This is a genomic window from Burkholderia plantarii (assembly GCF_001411805.1).
GTDB classification, from domain to species: Bacteria; Pseudomonadota; Gammaproteobacteria; order Burkholderiales; family Burkholderiaceae; genus Burkholderia; species Burkholderia plantarii.
The window spans coordinates 699,688-721,229 of record NZ_CP007213.1 but is presented as its reverse complement, the minus strand read 5'-3'; the positions used below and the strand labels follow the sequence as shown (position 1 = coordinate 721,229).

The window sequence follows — 21,542 nt, the reverse complement described above, 5'->3', positions numbered from 1 at the left end:
CAATCGAATCAGGCGGACCTGGCGTATCGTTCCAAACGCTTCGCGACTTCGTCGACCACCTTGACGGGAGCAACTTCCAGCTGCAGGTCATGCGTCGTCAAAACCTTGGAGAACAGACGAACCGCGTCGTGGTTGAAATGAAAATGCCCTTGAATGCCCGAGGAAAACGCTTGGTTCGCGATCGCTTCCAGGTCCTTGTACGACGCGCCCTCGACATCCCCGTAACCGAATTCGCACAGGATGCCGGTGGCAATCACCACCCGCATCAGGATCTGCAGCGCGACCAGCGATCCGACGCCGGCGTGCAGCGCCTCGAGCTGAAGGTGGTATTCCAGCGACAATGCATCGCGTATCGGCCTCGGCAACGGCAGCAACTCCGTCTTGGCCTCCCGCTGCCGGTAACTGGACTGATGCAGACGATAGGCCCACTGGTTGGCCGGCGGTCGCGCCGGTGTCGCACGCCTCGAAACCATGACTACGCCGTCCCTCCGACGATCATCTCGTCCACCCTCACGGTCGGTTGGCCGACGCCCACCGGAATCACTTGCCCCGCCTTGCTGCAGGACGCCTTCCCGGGATCGCACGCGAGGTCGTTGCCGACCATGCTGATGTGGCGGATCGTGTCCGGACCGCGCCCCGTGATCGTCGCGCCCTTGACGGGCGCGGTGATCCTGCCGTTCTCGATCAGGTAGGCTTCCGATGCCTCGAACACGAACTGGCCGCTCGTAATGTCGACCTGGCCACCCTCGAGGCCCGAGACGTAGATGCCGTGCCGCACCGACGCGACGATTTCCTCGGGATCACGATCGCCGTTGAGCATGAACGTGTTCGTCATGCGCGGCATCGGCGGCGAGGCATAGCCCGCGCGCCGGCCGTTCCCGGTCGGCGCCATCCCCATCAGGCGCGCGCTGAGCCGGTCGTGCATGTATCCGCGCAGCACGCCGTTCTCGATCAGGGTCGTGCGCCGCGTCTCGCACCCTTCGTCGTCGATATGCAGCGAACCGCGCCCGCCCTGCAGCGTGCCATCGTCGACGATGGTCACGTTCGGCGAGGCGACCTGCTCCCCCAGGCGTCCCGCGAAGGCCGAGGTCCCGCGCCGCACGCCATCCGCCTCCAGTCCGTGGCCGACCGCCTCGTGCAGCAGCACGCCGTTCCAGCCCGGCCCGACCACCACCGTCATTTTCCCGGCCGGCGCCGGCCGCGACTGCAGTTTGGTGAGCGCGGCCGCCACCCGCTCGTGCGCTAACGCGCGAAGCTCGCCCTCGGACCATGTCCGGACCCCGTAGCGCCCGCCCATGCCACCGCTCGCACTCTCCTCGCGCGCGCCGGACCTGACGCGAACGTTGATCCAGAGCGCCAGCAGCGGGCGCACGTCGCCGGTGCTCAGGCCGTCGCATCGCGCCACCCAGACCGTTTCATGCACGGCGCTCAGCACGGCGTGCACCTCGATCACGCGCGGGTCGGCGGCCCGCGCGGCCTCGTCGAGTGTCTTCAGCAGCGCGATCTTGTCCGCGCCCCCCATTGCCTCCAGCGGGTGGGCCGCATCGTAGAGCGGCCGCGCCGATGGCGCCTGCACGGGCGAGGCCGACAAGCCGTGCAGCGAAACGCCACTGGCTGTGCCACGCAGCCGGGCCGCGGCATGCCGAAGCGCGGCCGCGTCGATCCGTTGCGAACTCGCCTGCGTCGCCTCCTCCCCCTTCAACACGCGAATGCCGAAGCCGGCATCGCGACGATACGAGCTGCCACGCACGACGCCGCCTTCCAGCGACCACGATTCCACCGTCGTTTCCTTCAGGAAGATGTCGACGAAATCGCCGCGTTGCCCGAGGGCCGATCCCATCGCGGAAAACAGCGCGGCCTCGCCGATTCCATGCCGCTCCAGCAGAATGCCATGCGCCAGCGCACGCATCTGTTCGCGCGTGGCAGGTTGCACCCCCAACTGCTCTGCATCACTCATGTCTCACGCTCCCCCGACCTTCATTGCATCGATCAGCCACGATCCCGACGTCGCCCATCCCCGGGTGAGCGCATCGCCGCCGATCGCCTGCAGCCCGCCGAACATCCGCCCGAGATTGGATGCGATCGTGATGCCGCTCACCGGAAACCGGATCTCGCCGTTCTCCACCCAGAACCCCTTGGCGCCCCGCGAAACATCTCCCGTCAACGCGTTCACTCCGCCACCGACCATCTCCGTGACCAGCAGCCCGCGATGCAGCATGCCGAGCATCGCGGCGAAGTCGTCCTCCGCCCGTGTACGCGTGCTGCTGATCTCGAGGTTGTTCGGCCCGTAGCCGTTGCCGGTGGGAGCGAGGTTCAAGCGGCGCGCCGCGTAAAGTCCGAGGAAATAGCCACGCAGGCAGCCGTCCTCCACCACGCTCCGGCGCTGCCCCGCGATGCCGTCGCTGTCGAAGCAGCGGCTGGCCATGCCGCGCTTCGCGAACGGATCCTCGCGAAGCCGCACGTGGGAGGGAAACAGGGGGGCGTCGAGGCAGCCCCTCAGGAACGAGCCGCTGCGGTAGAGCGCATCGCCCGAGACCGCGGACACCAGATCCGAGAGCAGCCCGAGGGCCGCCGACGGCTCGAAAAGCACCGGACATTGCTGCGTCGGAATTTGCGTGGCGCCAAGCCCCGCCACCGCGCGCCTGGCGGCCGCCACGCCGACTGCCTCCGGCGGCGCGAGATCGTCGAATGCACGGCTCGCATCGCTCCAGAAGCCGATCTGCCGTTCGCCGGCCCGGAACGCGACCGGGGCGCAGCCGATCGAATGGACGGACCAGGGTGCTGCCGCGAGGAATCCCGCGGAGGTCGCGAGCAGCGAGGTGCCCGACGCCGTGTGTACCGTCACGCCCTTCGACGTGCTGATCGACGGATCGTGCGCGCGCGCCGCGTCCTCGGCACGTTGCGCGTGGTTGCCGAGGTCGTCGAGCGACCAGTCCAGCGGGTGATACAGATCCAGGTCCGGAAAGTCCGTGGCCAGTTGCGCCGGATCGGCCAGGCCGGCCGCGGGGTCGGCCTCGGTTGCGGCGGTCCCGTCGATTGCCGCGAGAACGGCTTTCTTCAGTCCGTCGTCCGACAGGTCCGACGATTTGGCAAACGCGCGTTTTCCGTCACGAAGGATCGTGACCGTCATCTCCCGCGTGCCGCAAAAGCTGCGTTCCGTGCGCACCCCGTTCGTCACGGTCACGGCGCTCGACTCGGCGGCCTCGATCTCGACCCGGGTGCCCTGTGCGCCGGCCCGCCGCGCGAGCTCGATCACGCCCTCGGTCAAACCCTCCAGTTCCGCGGCCACCTCCTGCCACTGCATGCGGCTCGATTGCATCAGCCTGCTCCTCCTTCGCCATAAGGCATCGTGTATCGGGATGCCTCAGACGAACTGCCGGGTGAGCGCAATCAGCATGTCGCCGATCGCGCCGCCCCGCTCGTGCGAAGCGCGCTGGCCTTCTTCGTTATGGGACAGGAACCGCTCCACCAGCCGGGCATCGATCTCGGCGACGTGTTTCATCATGGCGGGGCCTCTCGGCGGCTCGGCGCCGGTGTCGAGCGCATGCTTGAAGATGCCGTCCATCAACTTGAACAGGCGGGATTCGTCCTCGGCACCCCAGTGGCACTTGGCCTTCAGGCACGCCTGAACGAATTGGCAAACGGCGCCGACGAACTCCTTCAGCATGTCCGGATTCCGGGGCAACGAAGACGCCGCGGCGAGCAGCACGGCGGCGGCCCTTGCCCGGTTACCCTCGGCGGGCTGGGCGGCCGCCTCGGCGGCCGCTTGCGCCACGGCCGCCCACCTCGCGTCCGCCTCGCGGGCGCCGTCCGCCTCCGCGGCATGCAGCGCGGCCAGTTCGTCCCGAATCGCCAGCAACGCCGCGTCCCCGCCCAACGTGTCCGAGACGATCGGACTGGTCAGAATGGCATTCAGCAGCCGGCCCGGCAACGCCGAGAGGTTAGCGCCCACCGGTACGCTCTCCAGCCAGTCGGCGACGAACATCGCGGCATTCAAATGGGTGCCCCGGTAGGTCGAGAGTATCGCCACGGCCTCCAGCACGTCGGTCGGCATGCCCAGCACGAACGCGCATTCATCCGGATCGGACGAGCCGACGACAAAGGCGAGCGCACCATTGATCTTTTCCGGCCACATGGGGGCCTCCGGCGTGGCTTGCATGCGTGCCAGATGATCACGCAAACGTGCGATCCGCTCCGCCTTCATCCGCGCATCACCGCCGAACGCGGAGAGCGTGGCATCGGGCTTCGCCAGTTGCGTGGCGATTCCCAGATGCGCATCGAGATAACTGGCCAGTTGCGTGGCAGACCGGGGGCCCACGATACGGCCCAGCTCCTGGCTACCGTTCATGAGCACCAGGGCGGGAATGCCACGCACGCCGAAGCGCTCACGGAAGGCGGGATGTTCGTCGACGTTGATCTTGACGACGTCGACCTTCCCTTCGAAATTCTGCGCCACTTTCTCGAGCGTCGGCGCCAGCGCCTTGCACGGTCTGCACCATTCAGCCCAGAAGTCGATCAGCACCGGACGGCCGTTCAGCGTCACATCGGCCTCGAAGCTCGCTTCGGTCACACTTTTCAAATCGCTCATTTCAGATTCCTGTTCATAAGATCAATCCCGTCCTTGCCGCCCCGACGCGCCGGACATCGTCGCGACGCCACCACGGCGTCATGCCGGACAGGCGGACGGCGTCGGCTTGGCCGGACCTCCCGGCTCCGCGGATGGCGGCTCCGGCGAAAAATCGATGACCTGCTGATGAAAGACCAGCAGTTCGTTGCGATGCGCGACGCTGAGGACCGTGGCCTGAGGCAGGCGGTCGATCAGCAACTGGTAGAGATGGCGCTCGCTGTGCGGATCGAGGGCCGACGTGCATTCGTCGAGGAAGATCGTCGACGGGCGGGCCAGCAGCACGCGCGCGAACGCCACGCGCTGCTGCTCCCCCCCGGACAGCCGGTCGCTCCAGCGATCGGCATCGAGCATCGATTCGACGTAGGCGCCCAGGCCGCAGGCCCGCAACACGTCCGCGCACTCACTGTCGGTGTATGCCGACGCTTCGCCGGGGTAGGCGATCACCGCCTTCAACGTGCCGGCGGGGAGATAGCTGCGCTGCGGCACGAACATGGCGCTCCCGGCGCAGCGGGTGATCGCGCCCTCTCCGTATGGCCAGAGGCCGGCAAGGGCCCTGAGCAGCGTGCTCTTTCCGCTCCCCGATCGCCCGCGGATGAGGCAGCGCGAACCCGGCGCGAGCGAGAAGTCGGGCACGCGGGCAAGCTCCATGCCGCCCGCGTCGCGCAGCACCACGCCCCTCGCGGCCACGGCGCCTTGCTCCGCGGCGGCCAGCGTGACGCCTGCCTGCGGCTCGTGCGCATGCACATGGAGAAATTCGCGAAGCCGGTTCGCCTCGGCGCGCCAGGCGGTGAATCCCAGATAGGCCTGGGGAAAGAACGACAGCGAATTCGACACGGAACTGAACGCCGCGTTCGATTGCATCAGCCCGCCCAACGTCATCCCGCCCGTCATCAGTTGCGGCAGAACCAGCAAGGTAGGCACCACCGGCACCACCGAGCTGAATTGCCCGACGATATTGGTAAAAAACGAGACCCGCGTGTTGACCCAAAGCAGCGCATAGAGGTTCGACACGACCTGGCGGAAGGACCCGTTCAATCGCGTGCGTTCCGCGCCGCTTCCATTGAAGAAGGCGATCTGCTCGGCGAACTCGCGCACCCGCACCATCAGCACGCGAAAATCGCCTTCCACGCGGTTCTGCTTGGCGTTGAGGGTGATCAGGCGCCGCCCCAGCAGATGGGTGGCCCAGAAAAACAGCCCCTGGTAGATGAAGACGGCGTAGACCAGATAGCCATGGATGCTGTAGCGATGGCCGCCGAGATTCAGATCCAGCGAATGCCCGATCGACCACAGGATCACGCTGAAGCTCACGATGCTCACGGGTACCTGGAGCGCATTCATCGACAGCTGCAAGGTGTCCTTGACGAACTGCCTCGCGTCCTCCGCGATACGCTGATCGATGTTCTCGAGCGAGCGGTCGCGCTCGATGCGATAGTAGGTATGGCGGGCCAGCCATTGCTCGGCCAGCCAGGTCGTCAGCCATCGCCGCCAGCGAATCTCGACGATCGATTGCACCACCACCGTGGACACCGTCAGCGCGGCGGCGGCCATCGACACCAGCAGGAATTGCAACAGCATCGACGGCAGCGCCTGAAACCTGCCGGTTCCCACGGCGTCGTAGAACGTGCGCATCCATCGATTGAGCCAGATGGCGATATAGGTGTGGCTCCAGCCCGCACCGAGTACGTAGGCGAGCATCAACGCCGACAGCATGCCGTCCCTGGTGGTCCAGTACGGCTTGATCAGCTTCCAGACGGTGGGAAAGTGACGCCTGGCCTCCCGATCCTCGGCGCGGTCGGTCGGGAATGCCCGATTCCTGATCATTGCGTTCCCTTGTCCGGCTGCATGACGAAATTGATCTTGTTCAGCCCTCCGCCCTGCAGCGCCGCGAGGATCGCGGCGACCTTGCCGTACTCGACGTGCTGATCGGCGTTGATGTTGACGGCCGGCGGATCGCCCTGTTTCGCGGCCGCGGCGACACGCAGCCTCAGCGCCGCGTCGTCGACCACGTCCTTGTTCCACAGCACCGTCTTGTCGGCCGTGATAGACAGGTCGATGTCCTGGGTTTTCGATTCGGCGGGCTGGGCCGCCGCCTTCGGCAGATCGACCTTCACCGCCTTGTTGATGACGGGCAGTGTCACGATGAAAATGATCAGCAATACCAACATGACGTCGATCAGCGGCGTCATGTTGATGTCGTTCATCACGCCTTCGTCGTTGTTGCCATCCATGAGAATCGACACGATGGGCTCCCGATCAGGCGGCGGCGCCGACGCGCTTGCTCGCCACCGGCGCCGCGGGCGCCTGGCGAACCTCGCCGTGAGCCTTGGCGCCCGTGATGAAGTACACGTGCAGTTCATGCACGAACCGGTTCAGGCGATGGCTGACACGCTTGTTGCCGCGATTGACGTAGTTGAATCCGAGCACGGCGGGGATCGCCACGAACAGGCCGATCGCCGTCATGATCAGCGACTCGCCCACCGGGCCGGCGACGTGATCGAGGCTGGCCTGGCCCGACGCGCCGATCGCCATCAGCGCGTGATAGATGCCCCACACGGTACCGAACAGACCGACGAAGGGTGCGGTGCTGCCGATCGAGCCGAGCACGGCCAGGCCGTTCTGCAGGCGGGCGACCTCGTCGTCGAAGGCGTTGCGCAGGCCGCGGGCCACCCACTCGCTGGCGCTCAGGCTGCCTTGCAGCGATGCGCCGCCGCCCGCCTGCTGCTCGTTCGCCTCGCGGCCCGCCAGCGCCATGGCGCGATAGGGATTGTCGGCGCCGTCACCCAGGGCCTTGATGCCCTCGTCGAAGGACGGAGTGGACCAGAAGCGCGTCTGCGCACGCTTGCCCATGGTCTCGAGGCGCCGGTTCGCCAGTCCCTTGGTCACGATGACGAACCAGGACACGACCGACATGCCGAGAAGAAAGACAAAGATGAACCGGGTGATGAAGTCGCCCTGTTGCCAGACGTTGGCGATGCCGTACTGTTCCATTTTTTTGCTCCGTTGATTCCAGGTCAGTCATTCAGGTTGAAGGCGATCGGCTGCTCGGCCTCGACGGCACGGGGGATGCCTGCGGTCGTATAGGGCTGGCAACGCCCGGCCTCGATCGACGTCAGCGCCGCCGCGTCCAGCAGCGGATAGCCGCTGCTTCGTGCGACTCGCGCCGTCTTGACCGCGCCGTCCGCGCCGATGGTCAGCCGCACCACCACCGTGCCCTCCTGCTCGAGCCGCCGGGCCTTCGGGGGATAGTCCGGGCTCGGGATCCGGCAGCCGAGCTGCTTGAGCTCCGCGCCGCTGATCTGCTTCGGGGTGTCGAGCAGCTTGGGCCCGGGTGCGGGTGCGGGTGCGGGTGCGGGTGCTGGTGCGGGCGGCGTCGGCGCGGGGGCCGGTGCCGCGCTGGGCGTCGGCACCGGCGGCGGTGGCGCCGGCTCGACCGGCTCGGTCTTGGCGGGCGCGACGGTGCGCTCAGCCGGCGCCTCCGAGGACAGCAAGGGTGCCGTCTTCCGAACCACCGGCTTCTCGATCGGCCTGGGCTTGGGTTCCGGCGGCCGCTCCGGCCTGGGCTCGGGCTTCACCACGGGCTGCGGTGTCGGCGCGGCAACCAGCCTGACCTGAACCGAGGCGCCGGAGGCCCGGTCGGCCTCCAGCCTGATCAGCCGCACGCTGTGATGAACGATCAGGTACAGGCCCAGTCCATGCACCAGCAGCACGGCAAGCGCGACCGCCACGCGCCTGTAGCGCAACCGCGAATTCGCCAGGTGCTCGGAGCCGGACATGCCGCCGCGCCAGGGCCGGGTCTCGAGGGTGTCAGAAATCATAGGTACCGGTGAGCATGACGGTCCGCGCCGGTCCCATCGGGATCAGGGTAGACGTCGTGCTGCTGTAGTAGAGCTTGCGATTGAATACGTTCTTGACCGAAAGATTCAGGCCGTAGCCTTTCTTCCGATAGAACACGCCGAGGTCCGTCTCCACCTGGCTGGGGATGCGGTACGCCGAGCCCGTGCCAACGTACTGCCCGCTCGCGAAGAACAGCCCCGCGCCGACACCGAAGCCCTGGAGCTTCTCGGAGCGGAAGTTGTAGGTGGCCCACAGGCTGGCGCTGTTCTTGGGCAGGTTGACCGCCAGCTTGGCGCCCGAGGGCTGCACGAAGTCGTTGTAGGTGTAGCTGCCCACCAGGTTGACGCCGGGCAGCGGCTGGCCGCTGATCTCCGCTTCGAATCCGCGGCTGACGGCGCCGCCGGCGGGCAGATAGAAACCGCGATGGATCGGGTCGGCGACGTTGTAGTTGCTGAACGAGGTGCGGTAGGCCGAGGTCGTGATGGCCAGCTTGTCGTCGAGCAGATTGAACTTCATGCCCACCTCGACCTGCTGGCTGGTCTGCGGGGGAAGCAAACCGCCACCAAATTGAGGCGCCGTGCCCGGCTGGAAGCCGCGGTTGTAGCTGGCGTAGGCCGCGACCTCGGAGGTCAGTTCGTAGAGCAGGCCGAGGCTCGGGCTATAAGCGTCCTGATGGTTTCCGGGTGAAACACCTCCAGCGCCCGTCGTGATCGTCGTGTAGCTATCCCGGCGCACCGATGCAAGTGCGTGGAAATTCCGGTAGGAAAACTGATCTTGAAGATACAAACCGGTTTGCGTAAAGCTGGAGGCGGATGTCGGCGCCAGGTTTCCGGTATCGGATGAAGGCAGCGAATACGGCGCGAAAATGTTCGGTACCGAAACGAATGCCGATGTTGTGGTGTCGACCTGATACTGGTTGTAGTGGAGAAGGTCCCAACCCGCGATCACCGTGTTCTTCACCGCACCGATGTCGAACTTGGCCCGCACGTAGTTCTGCAAGCTCCAGCTGTAATAGTCCGAGATCGAATCGAAGTTGAAGAACGCCGCGCCATTGGTCGCCGAGAGCGGCGTGGCCGTTGCCCAGGCCTGCTGCGTTTGCTGGGTCCGCGAGTAGGAAACCTTGCTCACGAGGGTGAACGACTTCGACAGTTTCTGCTCGAGATGGAAGAAGATATTGTCGGTTTGCGCGCCGAAATGGTCGGACGCCTGACCGAGCGGCTTGTCGATATAGTTCCGGTAGATATCGCCCGCGGCATAGCCGATCGTGAATGGGGGAACCGGTTCGCGATTGACCGTGCGCTCATAGCCCACCGTCAAATCGGTGGTCGAATCCTTCCATTGCAGGGTCGGGGCAAAGTAGAAGTTTCTCTCGCCGTCGTATCCCATCGAATTCTGACCGACCCGCTCGCCCGAGACGATGAAGCGATAGCGGAGCTTCTTGTCGTCGGTGATCGCGCCCGTGCTGTCGAGCGCGATCTGCTCGTCGCCGTAGGAGCCGTAGCCCACCTGGATTTCGTGGAAGGGATCGGCCTGCGGCGCCTTCTTGACGAGATTGATGACGCCCCCCGGCGGACTGTTGCCGTTCACGATCGCCGACGGCCCCTTGATCACTTCCACGCTCGAGATGGCGATGGTCGGCGTGACGTTGGGTGCGGACCCGACCGTGGCGAGCCCGTCCGAAGTCAGGTTCTGTGCCGTGAACCCGCGAATCGTGTACTGCGGCACGCCGAGCGGCCCCGGGCGCGTGACGACGCCGGAAGCATTCCTCAGCACGTCGGAGAGCGACTGGTCGGCCTGGCTCTGGATCACCGCGGCATTGATGACGCTGACCGATTTCGGCGTCTCGCTCAGCGGCACGTCCGAGCGCGCATAGGTGGACGACGATTCCGCGACGAAGCCGGTGCCGCCGGAATCGCGGCTGGCCGCCACGCTGATGAGCGGCAAGGTGGTGTCGGCCTGGCTGCCTGCCGGGCCGGCGGCGGCCGGCTGCGGTGCCGCCCGCTTCGCATCGGCCTTGGCGCGGGTCAGCGTGTAGCCGCCGTTGGCCGTCGGCACCACGTCGAGGCCGGTGCCCCGCAAGGCCGCGCGGATTGCGTCCATGGCCGAGTATTGGCCGTCCACCGGCGCCGACTCGAGCGAGCGCACCAGCGCCGCGTCGTAGTTCAACGGCAGCTGCGCGGTCTTGGCGATCTCCACCAGGGTCCGGTCCAGCGGGCCGCTCGGTATGTGGTAGGTGTGTTGCTCCGCCGGCTGCGCACTGGCGGCGGACGCCGCGAACGCCTGTGCCACGGCGATTGCCGTTGCCGCGAGATTGCGGACCATACCCTTGTTGTCGAACTTGATGCCCACGATACACCCCATCCACATGTCGGTTGTTTTTGGCACGACGCCTGACTTCACCTACCCGAGCGAACCGGTCCGGCATCGTCTGCCACCGATGCGACCGTGGCGGAAACCCTCCCGGCTTTCCGCTGCGGGCCTCGCTCGCAGCCACTGACTCGAGTAACTTGCCGGTGCCTTGCCCACACGAAAAAGTCTAGCGATCCTGTCCGGAATGCTTTTTTTAAAGAATTCGTCTTTCGTGCCGTTTCTGGAATTTCATTCCCGCCGAACGCGACGTCCCTGAAAATTCCGTTCGGCACGCCAAGTCCTCAGACCACGAAGTCAGGCAACGTAGGCGAGCGGCAGGCTCGTGGTGGACTTGATGGTTTCCATCGAAAAACTGGAACTCACGTCGAAGATTTCCAGCTCGCTGATCAAGCTCTTGTAGACGCCGTCATAGGCGGCGATGTGCGGCACGACCACCTTGAGGAGATAGTCGACATGGCCGCTCATGCGGTACACCTCGACCACTTCCGGAATGTCGGCCACCGCCTCGCAAAAGCGCTTGAGCCACGCGGCCGTGTGCTGGGCGGTGCGAATCTCGACGAACACGGTCACGCCGACGTTGAGTTTTTCGGCGTCCAGCAAGGCCACGCGGCGGGCGATGACGCCGTCCTGCTCGAGCTTCTGTATGCGGCGCCAGCATGGCGTGGTCGACAGATGCACGCGATCGGCAAGCTCCGCCACGGGAAGCGTGCAGTCGTCTTGCAGAACGGTCAGGATGGCTTTATCGATATGGTCGATCACGGTTCCCCCGTCGGGACAAAGTAGGCGTCACGGACATGGACGCCTTCATTCACCTTGTGCAACGACGGGGAAAAAGTGACACCGGGAAACGAAAATATTTTTTTGCGGCACGAATCGGCGCAGCGCCGTGTCAGGCCTCGGCGGCGACGGCCAGGACCTTGCCGTAAGTCACGAAGGACAGCCCCAGGCCGCTGGCGAGCTGGCGCAGCGCCGCCTCGGCGTCATTGAGCGCGAACACGCCGCTGACCCGGCGCGAGAGCGCTTCCTGGGGAAACCGGATGTAGCCGCCGTAGTAGCGGCCCAACGTCTCGAGGATGTCGGGCACGGGACGGTCGAGGACCACCAGCATGCCGCGCTTCCACGCGAAGATGTCCTCGGCCGTCTCGGGCATGCGCGCGATGCGCTGCGGCGAGATCGACCAGGCCGAACCGTTGCCGACGCGCAGACTGCCGCCGTGCGGCGTCGCAAGGGTGGCGTCCCCGCCTTGTACCGCGACCACGGTGTGGTATCGGAGCGCGTCGACGCTCAGGCGCGCGCCGGTCGTCATCGCGCTGCCGTCGCGCGTGCGCACGACCACCGGGGAGCGGCTTGTCACGGCCAGGCTCGTCAGGATCTGACCGGATGCAAGGTAGACGTCGCGGGCCGCCCCGTCGTCCGTCGAATACACGCGTGCCGACGCCCCGAGCAGCAGCGGCGAGCCGTCTTTCAGCGCGACGACCTGGGGCGCGAGGCCCGCGTTGTGGTAATCGGCATCCAGGGAGTAGCGTTGCACCAGCTCTCGCGTGCCGATCGCGGCCAGGGCCAGCGCGCCTGCCGCGCCGCCCGCTTTCAGCAGGCGGCGTCTCGCATGGGAGGGTTCGTTCAGCGCGCTTCGCACCGCCGTGCCGGACGTGCCGTGCAATGGAGAAAACCGCGCCAGGCCGCCCTGCAGCCGCGTCCACGCCTGTTCGTGAGCGGGATCGGCGCGGCGCCACGCCTCGAACCGATCGCGCTCCTCGCGCGCGGCATCCCCGGCACGCAGCCGGACCTCCCACTGGACGGCTTCGCGCATGACGGAGTCGAGCGCGCCGGCGCCGCGTGAGGCCTTCACGGGTTCAGAAAGCATTGGGCAAGTGCCTGGGCGATATATTTGCGGACCATGCTGCTCGAGACGCCGAGTCGATCGGCGATCTCCGCATAGGTGAGGCCGTCGATCTGGCTGTAGATGAAAGCACTTTTCACTTTCGGCGGCAAGCCGTCGAGCGCCTGATCCATCAGGAACAGGGCCTGGGAAATCTCGACGACCGATTCGGCGGACGGGGCGAGCGGCGCCTCGACGTTGAGGAGTGCATTCTGATAGGCGCGCTCCAGATCCCGGCGGCGCCACATCTCGAAGGTCAGACGCTGGGCGATGACGGTCAGCCATGCTCGCGGCTCGCGAATGGCCGGCGGATCGTCGACGCCGGCGAGCGCCTCGAACGACGACGCGGCCAGATCCTCGGCATCCGCCGGCGATCCGACCCGCCGCTGCAGTTTCGCCTTCAGCCATCCATAGCTGACCCGGAACTCGTTGGCGAGCCAGGCCGAGCGCAAACGGGCCGGGTCGTCGTCGCGCCTTTCCATCGTATCGATCGGCTGTACAGTCGGGCCGGTACTCATCTGACATTTCCCAAAGGCGATGACGCGACGGGCGTGCGCTGCAAGATGCCGATTCCGCCCGAATGCAACGTCATGCCCCGCTGGGTCGATGTCTTAGTATGCCATTTCAAAATCGTCGGGTAACGGCGCGATACCCATCCAAAACCCGAAGCCGTCGGTCGTTCGGCAGGCGCCCCGCTGCCGCGGCAACCGTAAGACGTTTCGATGTCCGTACGGGCCGGCGGCCAGCCGTGGGCCTCGCGCAATTTCCCGCTCCGCGGTTCGATCGCGCCTCGAGTGCCGCGTCGCGGCCGGCGCGCCTGGGGGATTTCCTTACGCTCAATGGCGCGAATCGTTCCGGTACGACAGCGCCTCTTCGAAATCCACCGCCGCCCTCGCGTACTCGCATGCTCGCGTCGGGCCGACGCCACGCCGATCTCGACCGCGACGAGTCCGACGACGAACACGCCGACGACAAGCGGGCCAGCGCACCTGGGCCCGCTCCCCGCCCGCCTCGCGCCCCTCCAGCCCCACATATTTTCTTTGGCCCCCACGAATCTTGTATCCTCACCGCTCATGAATGATCTCCACGCCGCCCTCTTCGCCTCCCGCGATCCATCGCCCTCCCCGGCTCCCGGCGCCCGCGGCGTCTCGCGCGCCGAAGCCGTCTACCAGCAGCTGCGCGACGACATCTTCGAACTGCGCCTGCTGCCGGGAGAACGGCTCACCGAAGGCACCATCGCGAAGCGCTTCGGCGTATCACGCACCCCCGCGCGCGAGGCCTTGCAACGCCTGCAAAGCGACAGCCTGATGCAAGGCTACGTCCGCGGCGGCTGGGAAGTCGTGCCGATCGACTTCAAGCGCTTCGACGATCTCTACGAAATGCGCGAACTGATCGAGACGTTTGCGATCCGCAAGCTCTGCACCGCACCGTCCGATGACATGGCGCGCCGCGCGATCGATGAACTGGACGCGATCTGGAAAGTCGCCCCCGCCGCGCGCGAACGCGACGGCCGCAAGGTGGCGGAGCTGGACGAGGCGTTTCATTACACGCTCGTCGCGGCGACCGGCAACGACGAACTGTCCGCCGCGCTCGAACGCGTCACGGCGCGCATCCGCGTCGTGCGCTGGCTCGATCTCGTGCATGGCGATTGCCTCGATGAAACCTACGCCGAGCACGGCGCGATTCTCGACGCGATTCGCGCCGCCGACCTGCCCGTGGCGCTGGCCAGCATGGAAGCGCACATCCAGGGAAGCCGCGCCGAAGTGCGCAAACTCACCCTGCACCGACTGCACAGCGTTCGCACCAAGTCAGCGATGTAATGCACCACGGCAACGTCGCCAGCCGCCAGGCTTCCCCGCGCCCACCGTTTTTCCTCGGCACCCCGCCTCCCCCGCAAACCCCCGCGCCGTAAAGGATCCCGCCCGGCATCACGCCATTTTCATCCAAACTGGCACATCTATTGCTTTTGTCGACAAGTACGTACACAAGCAATTTGAGCGTAGCCCGGAGCGTGATGTCGACCACCCATCTGAACCCAGTACGAGGCACGCGCGGCATGGCCGTCGCGCCCCACGCGCTTGCCTCCCAGAGCGCCATGGCCGTGATGCGCGAGGGCGGCAACGCCGTCGAGGCCATGATTGCCGCCGCCGCGACCATCGCGGTCGTGTATCCCCACATGAACAGCATCGGCGGCGACGGCTTCTGGCTGATCTCGGCACCCGGTCGTGAGCCGGTCGGCATCGAGGCATGCGGCGCGTCCGCCGGCGCCGCGTCGATCGATGCCTATCGCGAGCGCGGTCTCGCCTCGATTCCGTTTCGCGGGCCGCTCGCCGCCAACACGGTCGCGGGCACCGTCTCGGGCTGGGAGTGCGCGCATCGATGGTCACGGGAGCGAGGTGGCCGCCTGCCGCTGTCGCGCCTGCTCGAAGACGCGATTCACTACGCGCGCCACGGCATCCCCGTGACGCGCAGCCAGGCCCGCTGCACCGCGCAGAAACGCGGCGAGCTGGCCGCGATCCCCGGTTTCGCGCGCACCTTTCTCGACGCCGAAACGGGCGAGGCGCCGCAAACCGGCGCGCTGTTCAGGCAGCCGAAGCTGGCCGCGACGTTCGAACAGCTCGCCGGCGCGGGCCTGCGCGACTTCTACGAAGGCGACCTCGCCAACAGCATCGCCGCCGATCTGCGGGCGCTCGGCAGCCTGGTCACGGCCAGCGACCTGGCACGCCACCAGGCCCGCATGCGCACGCCGCTCGCGCTCGCGCATTCGTTCGGCACCGTCTACAACATGCCGCCGCCGACGCAGGGGCTGGTCTCGCTGATGATCCTCGGCGTGCTGGACCGGCTGCTCGAGCCCGGCATGGACCCGGTCGGCGCCGATTTCGTCCACGCCTGCGTGGAGGCGACCAAGCTCGCCTTCGCGGTGCGCGACCGGCACATCACCGACCCCGACTACATGGACGTCGATGCCCGGAGCTTCCTCGAGCCGGCCGCGCTCGACGCGCTCGCGGCGAAGGTGGAGCGGTCGCGGGCCGCGCCCTGGGGCAACGGCCTCGGTCCGGCGGATACGGTCTGGATGGGCGCGATCGATCGCGACGGCCTGGCGGTGAGCTTCATCCAGAGCATCTATCACGAGTTCGGCAGCGGCGTGGTGCTGGAGCAGTCGGGCATCAACTGGCAAAACCGCGGCTGCAGCTTTTCGCTCGATCCGCGCTCGCGCAATCCCCTGATGCCGCTGCGCCGCCCGTTCCACACGCTGAATCCCGCCCTCGCCCGCTTCAACGACGGTCGCACGCTCGTGTACGGAAACATGGGTGGCGATGGCCAGCCGCAGTCGCAAAGCGCGGTGTTCTCGCGTATCGCGCAGTTCGGCTGGAACCCGCAAGACGCCATCGCCGCGCCGCGCTGGCTGCTCGGCCGCACCTGGGGGACGACCAACGACACGCTCAAGCTGGAAGCACGCTTTCCCGCCGGCACGGTCGACGCGCTGCGCGCGCTCGGCCACGAGGTCGACATGCTCGGCGCCTACGACGAAGCGATGGGCCACGCCGGCGCGATCGTGCATCACGCGAACGGCACCTTCGAAGGCGGCAGCGACCCGCGCAGCGACGGCTCGGTGGCGAGCTGGTGACTTTCCCGCCTTGTCCGCATTGATCGAATTGCCCGCGACACCCGCATTGCCCGCCGGCTCGCGCGCGGCGGGTGCCTTTCATCCCGGAGAACAGTAGATGAATACCTTGAACACCCCGTCGGCGCTGCCGATGGGCGTCGCGATGCGGCGCCGCTGGACGCAGCTGATTCTCGGCCTGGTCTGCATGATGTCGATCTCGAGTCCGCAATATGTCTGGACGCTGATGACCAAGCCCTTGATGGCGAAGCTGGGCGTGGCGCTTCCCGAGCTGCAGGTGACGTTCTCGATCCTGGTGCTGTTGCAGGCGTTCTGCTCGCCGTTCCAGGGCGCGCTGATCGATCGCTTCGGCCCCCGCGTGCTGATCTCGATCGGCACGCTGCTCTCGGGCCTGAGCTGGATACTCGCCGCGCACGCGAACAGCGCGCTGATGCTCTACCTCACCTACGGCGGGGTGGGCGGCCTCGGCACGGGCATCGTCTATGTGGGCGTGGTGGGGCTGATGGTGCGCTGGTTTCCCGATCGCCGCGGTTTCGCGGCGGGCGTGGCGGCGGCCGGCTACGGCATGGGCGCGATCGTGACGACGTTTCCCATTTCTTCGGCGCTCGCGGCGCGCGGCATCGACGGCACGCTCGGCCTGTTCGGCCTCATTTTCGCCGTGGTCGGCTTCGCCGCTTCGCAAGGCCTGCGCGTGCCCGCCGCCAACCCGGCACGCGCCGACGCCGCCGGCCGCGCGTCGTCGGTGCCGGACTGGCGCCCGGCGCAGATGCTGCGCACGCCGCTGTTCTGGCTCATGTTCGCGATGATGACGATGATGGCGACCTCGGGCCTGATGGTCACCTCGCAGATGGCGAGCTTCGCGGCCGATTTCGGCGTGGGCAAGGTACTCGTGTTCGGGCTCGCGGCGCTGCCGCTCGCGCTGACCATCGACCGCTTCACGAATGGCCTCACGCGGCCGCTGTTCGGCTGGGTATCCGACCACTTCGGCCGCGAGAAAACGATGACCTTCGCCTTCGCGCTGGAAGGCGTGGCGATGCTGCTGTGGCTGCTCACGCGCGACAACGTCGTGCTGTTCGTGCTGCTGTCGGGCGTGGTGTTCCTGGGGTGGGGCGAAATCTTCTCGCTGTTTCCCTCGACGCTCACCGACACCTTCGGCACGCGTTATGCCACCGCGAATTACGGCTGGCTGTACCTGTCGTTCGGCATCGGCTCGGTGTTCGGCGGCCCGCTCGCGGCGCTCCTGCATCAGCACACGGGCAGCTGGATCCCGGTCTTCACGTGCGCCATCGTGCTCGATCTCACCACCGCGCTGCTGGCGATGTTCGTTCTCAAGCCAACGCGAGCCCGCTTTCTCGCGGCGGGCACACGGCCCTGAGTCCGGCGAAGGCCACGCGCGAGCGTGCCTCGCCATGAAAAACACCCCGAACGCCGGATCGACGTCCAACGTTCGGGGTGCCGCTCCAAAGATGCACGAGGCCGGGCTTCCCGGCTTTCTCGTTCAACCGCCCCGCTTCTTCGCCTGCAGCGCGCGAATCCGCATCACCGCGCCGGTATCGGCCACGGTCCGCTCGTAGAGCGCCGCGACGTCGTGCTTGAGCGCGGTGCGCGAGCCGCCGTCGAGATAGACCATGTGCCCCGACGGATAGAAGCGCGCCGACAGGTTCTTGCGCACGCTCTCGTCCTCCAGCGGCATCTGCTGCAGGTCGAGCACGGTCTGGTAGAACGGCGTGACGAAGTCGTAGAAGCCGTTGGCCGACAGCACCTTCAGGTCCGGATTGAGCGCCATCACGGCGGCCAGGTCGCCGGCCGTGTAGAGGATCACGTTGCCCTTCGAATCGAGCCCGACCTCCTTGCCGGTCGGGTCGGTGTGCTTGAAGTCCCAGTTCGCGAACGCCTGGTCGTTCAGGTCGGTGAACGCCGAGTTCGAGGTGTATTTCAGCTGCTCGTTCAGATACGAATTCCACATCGCCGTGTAGACGCCCGTCACGGCCGTCATGGTTGGATCGTTGCCGCCCGAGTTCGGATCGATGTTGCCGGCGATGCCGCTCGAGATCGCCGTGACGCGGCCGTCATACGAGCCGAGCGAGAGCCCTTGCGCGCGCAGCAGCGTGGTCAGGAACACCGAGTTGCCGCGCGCGTCGTAGCTGGCCACGTCGAGGCTCCACGACAGCAGCGTGGTGGTGTCGATGCCGGTGTAGTCGGACAGCTTCTGCACCACCGCCGCATCGGTCTGCGGGAACTTGCGCAGCGCGTCGAGATAGTCGGTGCGCGCGAACTGCGCGACTTCCTCAGAGAACGCGCCGAGATCGGTCGGCGTCGGCGTCACGCCGAGCCGCTTGTGGTACCAGGCGTCGGCGGCCGCGGTCGGCAGCGCGCCCACCGGGTTGCCGGCCTGCCGGTAGTCGAGGATCGACGACTGCAGCGTGATGCCGTTCAGGTCCACGCCGTCCTCGTGCAGCTTGTAGGCCAGCACGCAGCTGCGCGCCGTGCCGTAGGACTCGCCGTACAGGTATTTCGGCGAATTCCAGCGGTTGTTCTTCGTCAGGTAGCGCTTGATGAACTGCTTGAGCGAGTCGGCATCCTCGTCCACGCCCCAGAAGTTGCGGTTCTTGAACGGCGCCACCGCGGCCGAGTAGCCGGTGCCCACCGGATTCACGAACACCAGGTCGCTCTTGTCGAGCAGGCTGTCCGGGTTGTCCTCCATCTGGTACGGCGCGGGCGGCGTGAAGCTCGGCATCGAGGTGCGGATCCGGCGCGGCGCGAACGAGCCGAGCAGCACGAACACCGACGACGAGCCCGGCCCGCCGTTGTAGAAGAACGTGACGGGGCGTGCCTCCTCCTTCTGCCCGTCCTGCGTGAACGCCACGTAGAACAGCTTCGCGTTCGGCTGCGAGCTGCTCGCGTCCACCGTCACGAGATGGCCGGCGGTGGCCGTGTAGGCGATCCGCTTGCCGTCGATGGTGGTGGTGTGATGCGTGACGGCGGCGCTTTCCGTCGTGTCGCTGACCGAATCGTCGGGGCCGTTGCCGTAGGCCACCGGGTCGAAGAACGGCGCGTCGCGGCCGTGCGCGAGCGCCACCGGATTGACGGTCGGCGGCACGCCGTGCGAATTGTGCGCGCCATGGTGCAGCGGGAACGTCCCGCCGCTTGCTGAGGAACCCGAATCGTTGCTCATCGTGCCGCTCCTGTGATTTTGTCTGATCTGCCTGAACGAACCACCGCGAACCACCGCGAACCGCTCATCGCATCCGCGCTACCGCGAATCGAATCACTACCCACCACGATTAACCACCGCGGACCGGCCCGAAATCGCCGGCCTCGCCCGGCGCCGCCGGCCCGCGTCCGTTCGCCGGACACCCGGCGCCGCCCGCGCCGGCATGCGGCACGGCACGTTGCGGACCGGGCACCGGACGCTTACTGCGCCCCGCCTTGCAGCGCGGCTTCGATCTTCATGCCGTCGGGGCTGCCGAGGCCCGTGCAGGCGTCCCAGCCAGCCGCCGCCGCGTAGGCGCCATTGTTGCCGCGCGTGATGTCGTGGAACGCCTGCGGCTGCGCGTACAGCTTCGGATTGGCCCAGCCGACCGGGCTGCCCGCCGCCGCGTTGATGCGCGCGATCAGCGCGGCCCACAGCGGCGCCACGGCGCTGGTGCCGCCCAATACGGCCGTGGTGCCGGCCACCGAGATCTGGTAGCCGGTGGTCGGCGAGGCGTCGCCGGCCACGTCGGGCACGCCGCGCTTCGTGAGCGGCGTGCTGCCGCCGCCCGTCAGCTTCGCCGACAGGCCCTTCTGGTACGACGGCGCGTCGAACACGGCGCTCACGCCGCCGCCGCCCGCCCCGCCGCTGGCCGCCTCGTCGTTCCACACCACCTCGCTGCGGATGCCCTGCCCGGCCTGCGCGTCGAGCGTGGTGCCGCCGCAGGCGAGCACGTAGGGGCTCGACGCCGGGAAATCGACGTGGTTCGCGCCGTCCTGCAGGCCGTCGCTGGAACCGCTGTCGCCGGAGGCCGCGCAGATCGTCACGCCGAGCGCGGCGGCCGATTTCAGCACGTTGTTGAAGGCCTGGATCGACTGCTGGGTCCAGCCGGCCTCGGGGCCGCCCCAGCTGATCGACACCACCGACGGATGGTTCTTCGTGTCGTGGATCGCCTGGTTCACGGCCTGGATGAAGCCCGAATCGCTGTTCGACGCGAAATAGACGGCGATGGTGGCGCCGGGCACGATCGCGCCGGCCACCTCGATGTCGAGCGCGACCTCGCCGTCCGGGCCGTTCGGATCGTCGGTCGGCGCGTTGCTGCCGCCCGCCACGCCGATGTCGACGAGCGTCGGATGCGGCAGGCCCAGCTGGTCGAAGTAGCCGTTGATGTCGGCCTTGCGATAGCCGCCGCCCAGTTCGATCAGCGCGATGCACTGGCCCGCGCCGTCGCCGGCCGGGAAGTTGTAGACCGAGGCGAGCTGCACCGGCGTGTAGGTGATGCCGGTGGTGCCGCGCGCGGGCTGGAACGGCGGGCGGAAGCGGAAATGCGGATGCGCCTGCGGGCGCGTGTCGAGACCAAGCACCGCGGTGACGGCGTCGTGCAGTTCGTCGGGCAGCGCGATCGCGCCGGTGCGCGCGCGAAACGTGCCGACCGCATGGTGCTCGTATTGCTGCAGCTTGACGCCGAACGCGCTCTCGAACTGCTCGATGGTGCCGGCCAGCACGACCACGCTCTCCACCGGATCGACGCGCTCGACCGTCAGGTGATGCTCGCGCGCGAACGCCTCGGTGTGCTTGACGTCGTCCTCGCGCGAGCCGAAGCGCTGGGCGAAATCCTCGCGCGACACCGGCTTCGCCGCCGGGTCGCCGCTCGCGAGCCGGTCGACGAGCGCATCGAGCGCCTGTTCTCCTTCGCGTCGCAGCATCACCGTCACGTGAATCCGCTCGGCGGGATCGCACGCGCCGACGCATCGGGATTCGGTGACGACCTTCGGCTCGCTGCCAGCGTGAAGATGCCTTGCCATGTTATGACCCTCCAAGTTACCGCATGTACGGACTACGGAAAATCCGATCCGGCCCGCCGGATGCCTCGGTGGCGGGCCGCCGGCGCCGCTCTCAAAGGCGCCGGATCGATCGATCTGAAGTAAACGGCCAGACGAGTGTAAAACAGCAGCGGCGATCGCGCGCGCGAGTTCGCGGCCGGCTCGGCTTGCGGAACGCAACATGTGCAACA

At 67.1% G+C, this 21,542-nt stretch carries 17 protein-coding genes; 3 read left to right on the top strand and 14 right to left on the bottom strand.

The window, feature by feature from the left end:
- Nucleotides 1-8: 8 nt before the first annotated feature.
- The 12 genes from bpln_RS20635 to bpln_RS20580 all read right to left on the bottom strand — a co-directional run bounded on the left by bpln_RS20635 (nucleotide 9) and on the right by bpln_RS20580 (nucleotide 13,228).
- Entirely contained in the window at nucleotides 9-473 is a 465-nt protein-coding gene (locus bpln_RS20635) for a hypothetical protein (RefSeq protein ID WP_055139847.1), read from the bottom strand.
- 2 nt (nucleotides 474-475) lie between these two features.
- Nucleotides 476-1,957 (bottom strand): metallopeptidase TldD-related protein, encoded by a 1,482-nt coding sequence (locus tag bpln_RS20630; protein WP_055139846.1) that lies wholly within the window; start codon nucleotides 1,955-1,957, stop codon nucleotides 476-478.
- 3 nt (nucleotides 1,958-1,960) lie between these two features.
- Entirely contained in the window at nucleotides 1,961-3,319 is a 1,359-nt protein-coding gene (locus bpln_RS20625; protein WP_055139845.1) for a metallopeptidase TldD-related protein, read from the bottom strand.
- Nucleotides 3,320-3,364: 45 nt separating this feature from the next.
- Nucleotides 3,365-4,588, bottom strand: coding sequence for a thioredoxin family protein (locus bpln_RS20620; protein ID WP_055139844.1), 1,224 nt, complete (start codon nucleotides 4,586-4,588; stop codon nucleotides 3,365-3,367).
- A 78-nt stretch (nucleotides 4,589-4,666) separates the two neighbouring features.
- Nucleotides 4,667-6,448, bottom strand: a complete 1,782-nt coding sequence (locus bpln_RS20615) for an ABC transporter ATP-binding protein/permease (protein ID WP_055139843.1) — start codon at nucleotides 6,446-6,448, stop codon at nucleotides 4,667-4,669.
- Nucleotides 6,445-6,867 (bottom strand): ExbD/TolR family protein, encoded by a 423-nt coding sequence (locus tag bpln_RS20610; protein ID WP_082465376.1) that lies wholly within the window; start codon nucleotides 6,865-6,867, stop codon nucleotides 6,445-6,447. Before bpln_RS20610 ends, bpln_RS20615 begins: the two co-directional genes overlap by 4 nt.
- 13 nt (nucleotides 6,868-6,880) lie before the next feature.
- Nucleotides 6,881-7,615, bottom strand: a complete 735-nt coding sequence (locus bpln_RS20605; RefSeq protein ID WP_055139841.1) for a MotA/TolQ/ExbB proton channel family protein — start codon at nucleotides 7,613-7,615, stop codon at nucleotides 6,881-6,883.
- A gap of 23 nt (nucleotides 7,616-7,638) precedes the next feature.
- Complete coding sequence (locus bpln_RS20600) at nucleotides 7,639-8,400, bottom strand: energy transducer TonB (protein WP_244132141.1); 762 nt, start codon at nucleotides 8,398-8,400, stop codon at nucleotides 7,639-7,641.
- Nucleotides 8,401-8,431: 31 nt separating this feature from the next.
- Nucleotides 8,432-10,822 (bottom strand): TonB-dependent siderophore receptor, encoded by a 2,391-nt coding sequence (locus bpln_RS20595; RefSeq protein ID WP_226993790.1) that lies wholly within the window; start codon nucleotides 10,820-10,822, stop codon nucleotides 8,432-8,434.
- A gap of 303 nt (nucleotides 10,823-11,125) precedes the next feature.
- Complete coding sequence (locus bpln_RS20590) at nucleotides 11,126-11,590, bottom strand: Lrp/AsnC family transcriptional regulator (protein WP_042627207.1); 465 nt, start codon at nucleotides 11,588-11,590, stop codon at nucleotides 11,126-11,128.
- A gap of 130 nt (nucleotides 11,591-11,720) precedes the next feature.
- The gene (locus bpln_RS20585) at nucleotides 11,721-12,695 is read right to left on the bottom strand and encodes a FecR family protein (RefSeq protein WP_042627206.1); all 975 of its coding nucleotides are present in this window, start codon (nucleotides 12,693-12,695) and stop codon (nucleotides 11,721-11,723) included.
- Nucleotides 12,677-13,228: a sigma-70 family RNA polymerase sigma factor gene (locus tag bpln_RS20580; RefSeq protein ID WP_042629261.1), complete on the bottom strand. Its 552-nt coding sequence runs from the start codon at nucleotides 13,226-13,228 to the stop codon at nucleotides 12,677-12,679. Before bpln_RS20580 ends, bpln_RS20585 begins: the two co-directional genes overlap by 19 nt.
- 555 nt (nucleotides 13,229-13,783) lie before the next feature.
- Between bpln_RS20580 and bpln_RS20575 the strand changes: the two genes are divergently transcribed.
- From bpln_RS20575 to oxlT, 3 genes are all read left to right on the top strand, one after another.
- Entirely contained in the window at nucleotides 13,784-14,530 is a 747-nt protein-coding gene (locus tag bpln_RS20575; protein WP_055139839.1) for a GntR family transcriptional regulator, read from the top strand.
- A 194-nt stretch (nucleotides 14,531-14,724) separates the two neighbouring features.
- Entirely contained in the window at nucleotides 14,725-16,338 is a 1,614-nt protein-coding gene (locus bpln_RS20570; RefSeq protein ID WP_244132142.1) for a gamma-glutamyltransferase family protein, read from the top strand.
- Between the two features lie 97 nt (nucleotides 16,339-16,435).
- Entirely contained in the window at nucleotides 16,436-17,710 is a 1,275-nt protein-coding gene (oxlT, locus tag bpln_RS20565) for an oxalate/formate MFS antiporter (RefSeq protein ID WP_042627203.1), read from the top strand.
- Nucleotides 17,711-17,833: 123 nt separating this feature from the next.
- On the opposite strand, the gene bpln_RS20560 is transcribed toward oxlT, so the two are convergent.
- Both bpln_RS20560 and bpln_RS20555 read right to left on the bottom strand, forming a co-directional pair.
- Nucleotides 17,834-19,510 carry a S10 family peptidase gene (locus tag bpln_RS20560; RefSeq protein ID WP_042627202.1) on the bottom strand — a complete coding sequence of 559 codons (1,677 nt, stop codon included), beginning with the start codon at nucleotides 19,508-19,510 and terminating at the stop codon, nucleotides 17,834-17,836.
- Between the two features lie 239 nt (nucleotides 19,511-19,749).
- Nucleotides 19,750-21,333 carry a S53 family peptidase gene (locus bpln_RS20555; protein WP_055139838.1) on the bottom strand — a complete coding sequence of 528 codons (1,584 nt, stop codon included), beginning with the start codon at nucleotides 21,331-21,333 and terminating at the stop codon, nucleotides 19,750-19,752.
- Nucleotides 21,334-21,542 lie beyond the last annotated feature (209 nt).

Bases quoted from the DNA above. Each gene is read 5' to 3' on its own strand.
- bpln_RS20635 (WP_055139847.1), bottom strand. From the start codon at position 473: ATGGTTTCGAGGCGTGCGACACCGGCGCGACCGCCGGCCAACCAGTGG.
- bpln_RS20630 (WP_055139846.1), bottom strand. From the start codon at position 1,957: ATGAGTGATGCAGAGCAGTTGGGGGTGCAACCTGCCACGCGCGAACAG.
- bpln_RS20625 (WP_055139845.1), bottom strand. From the start codon at position 3,319: ATGCAATCGAGCCGCATGCAGTGGCAGGAGGTGGCCGCGGAACTGGAG.
- bpln_RS20620 (WP_055139844.1), bottom strand. From the start codon at position 4,588: ATGAGCGATTTGAAAAGTGTGACCGAAGCGAGCTTCGAGGCCGATGTG.
- bpln_RS20615 (WP_055139843.1), bottom strand. From the start codon at position 6,448: ATGATCAGGAATCGGGCATTCCCGACCGACCGCGCCGAGGATCGGGAG.
- bpln_RS20605 (WP_055139841.1), bottom strand. From the start codon at position 7,615: ATGGAACAGTACGGCATCGCCAACGTCTGGCAACAGGGCGACTTCATC.
- bpln_RS20600 (WP_244132141.1), bottom strand. From the start codon at position 8,400: ATGTCCGGCTCCGAGCACCTGGCGAATTCGCGGTTGCGCTACAGGCGC.
- bpln_RS20595 (WP_226993790.1), bottom strand. From the start codon at position 10,822: ATGGGGTGTATCGTGGGCATCAAGTTCGACAACAAGGGTATGGTCCGC.
- bpln_RS20585 (WP_042627206.1), bottom strand. From the start codon at position 12,695: ATGCTTTCTGAACCCGTGAAGGCCTCACGCGGCGCCGGCGCGCTCGAC.
- bpln_RS20580 (WP_042629261.1), bottom strand. From the start codon at position 13,228: ATGAGTACCGGCCCGACTGTACAGCCGATCGATACGATGGAAAGGCGC.
- bpln_RS20575 (WP_055139839.1), top strand. From the start codon at position 13,784: ATGAATGATCTCCACGCCGCCCTCTTCGCCTCCCGCGATCCATCGCCC.
- bpln_RS20570 (WP_244132142.1), top strand. From the start codon at position 14,725: ATGTCGACCACCCATCTGAACCCAGTACGAGGCACGCGCGGCATGGCC.
- oxlT (WP_042627203.1), top strand. From the start codon at position 16,436: ATGAATACCTTGAACACCCCGTCGGCGCTGCCGATGGGCGTCGCGATG.
- bpln_RS20560 (WP_042627202.1), bottom strand. From the start codon at position 19,510: ATGAGCAACGATTCGGGTTCCTCAGCAAGCGGCGGGACGTTCCCGCTG.
- bpln_RS20555 (WP_055139838.1), bottom strand. From the start codon at position 21,333: ATGGCAAGGCATCTTCACGCTGGCAGCGAGCCGAAGGTCGTCACCGAA.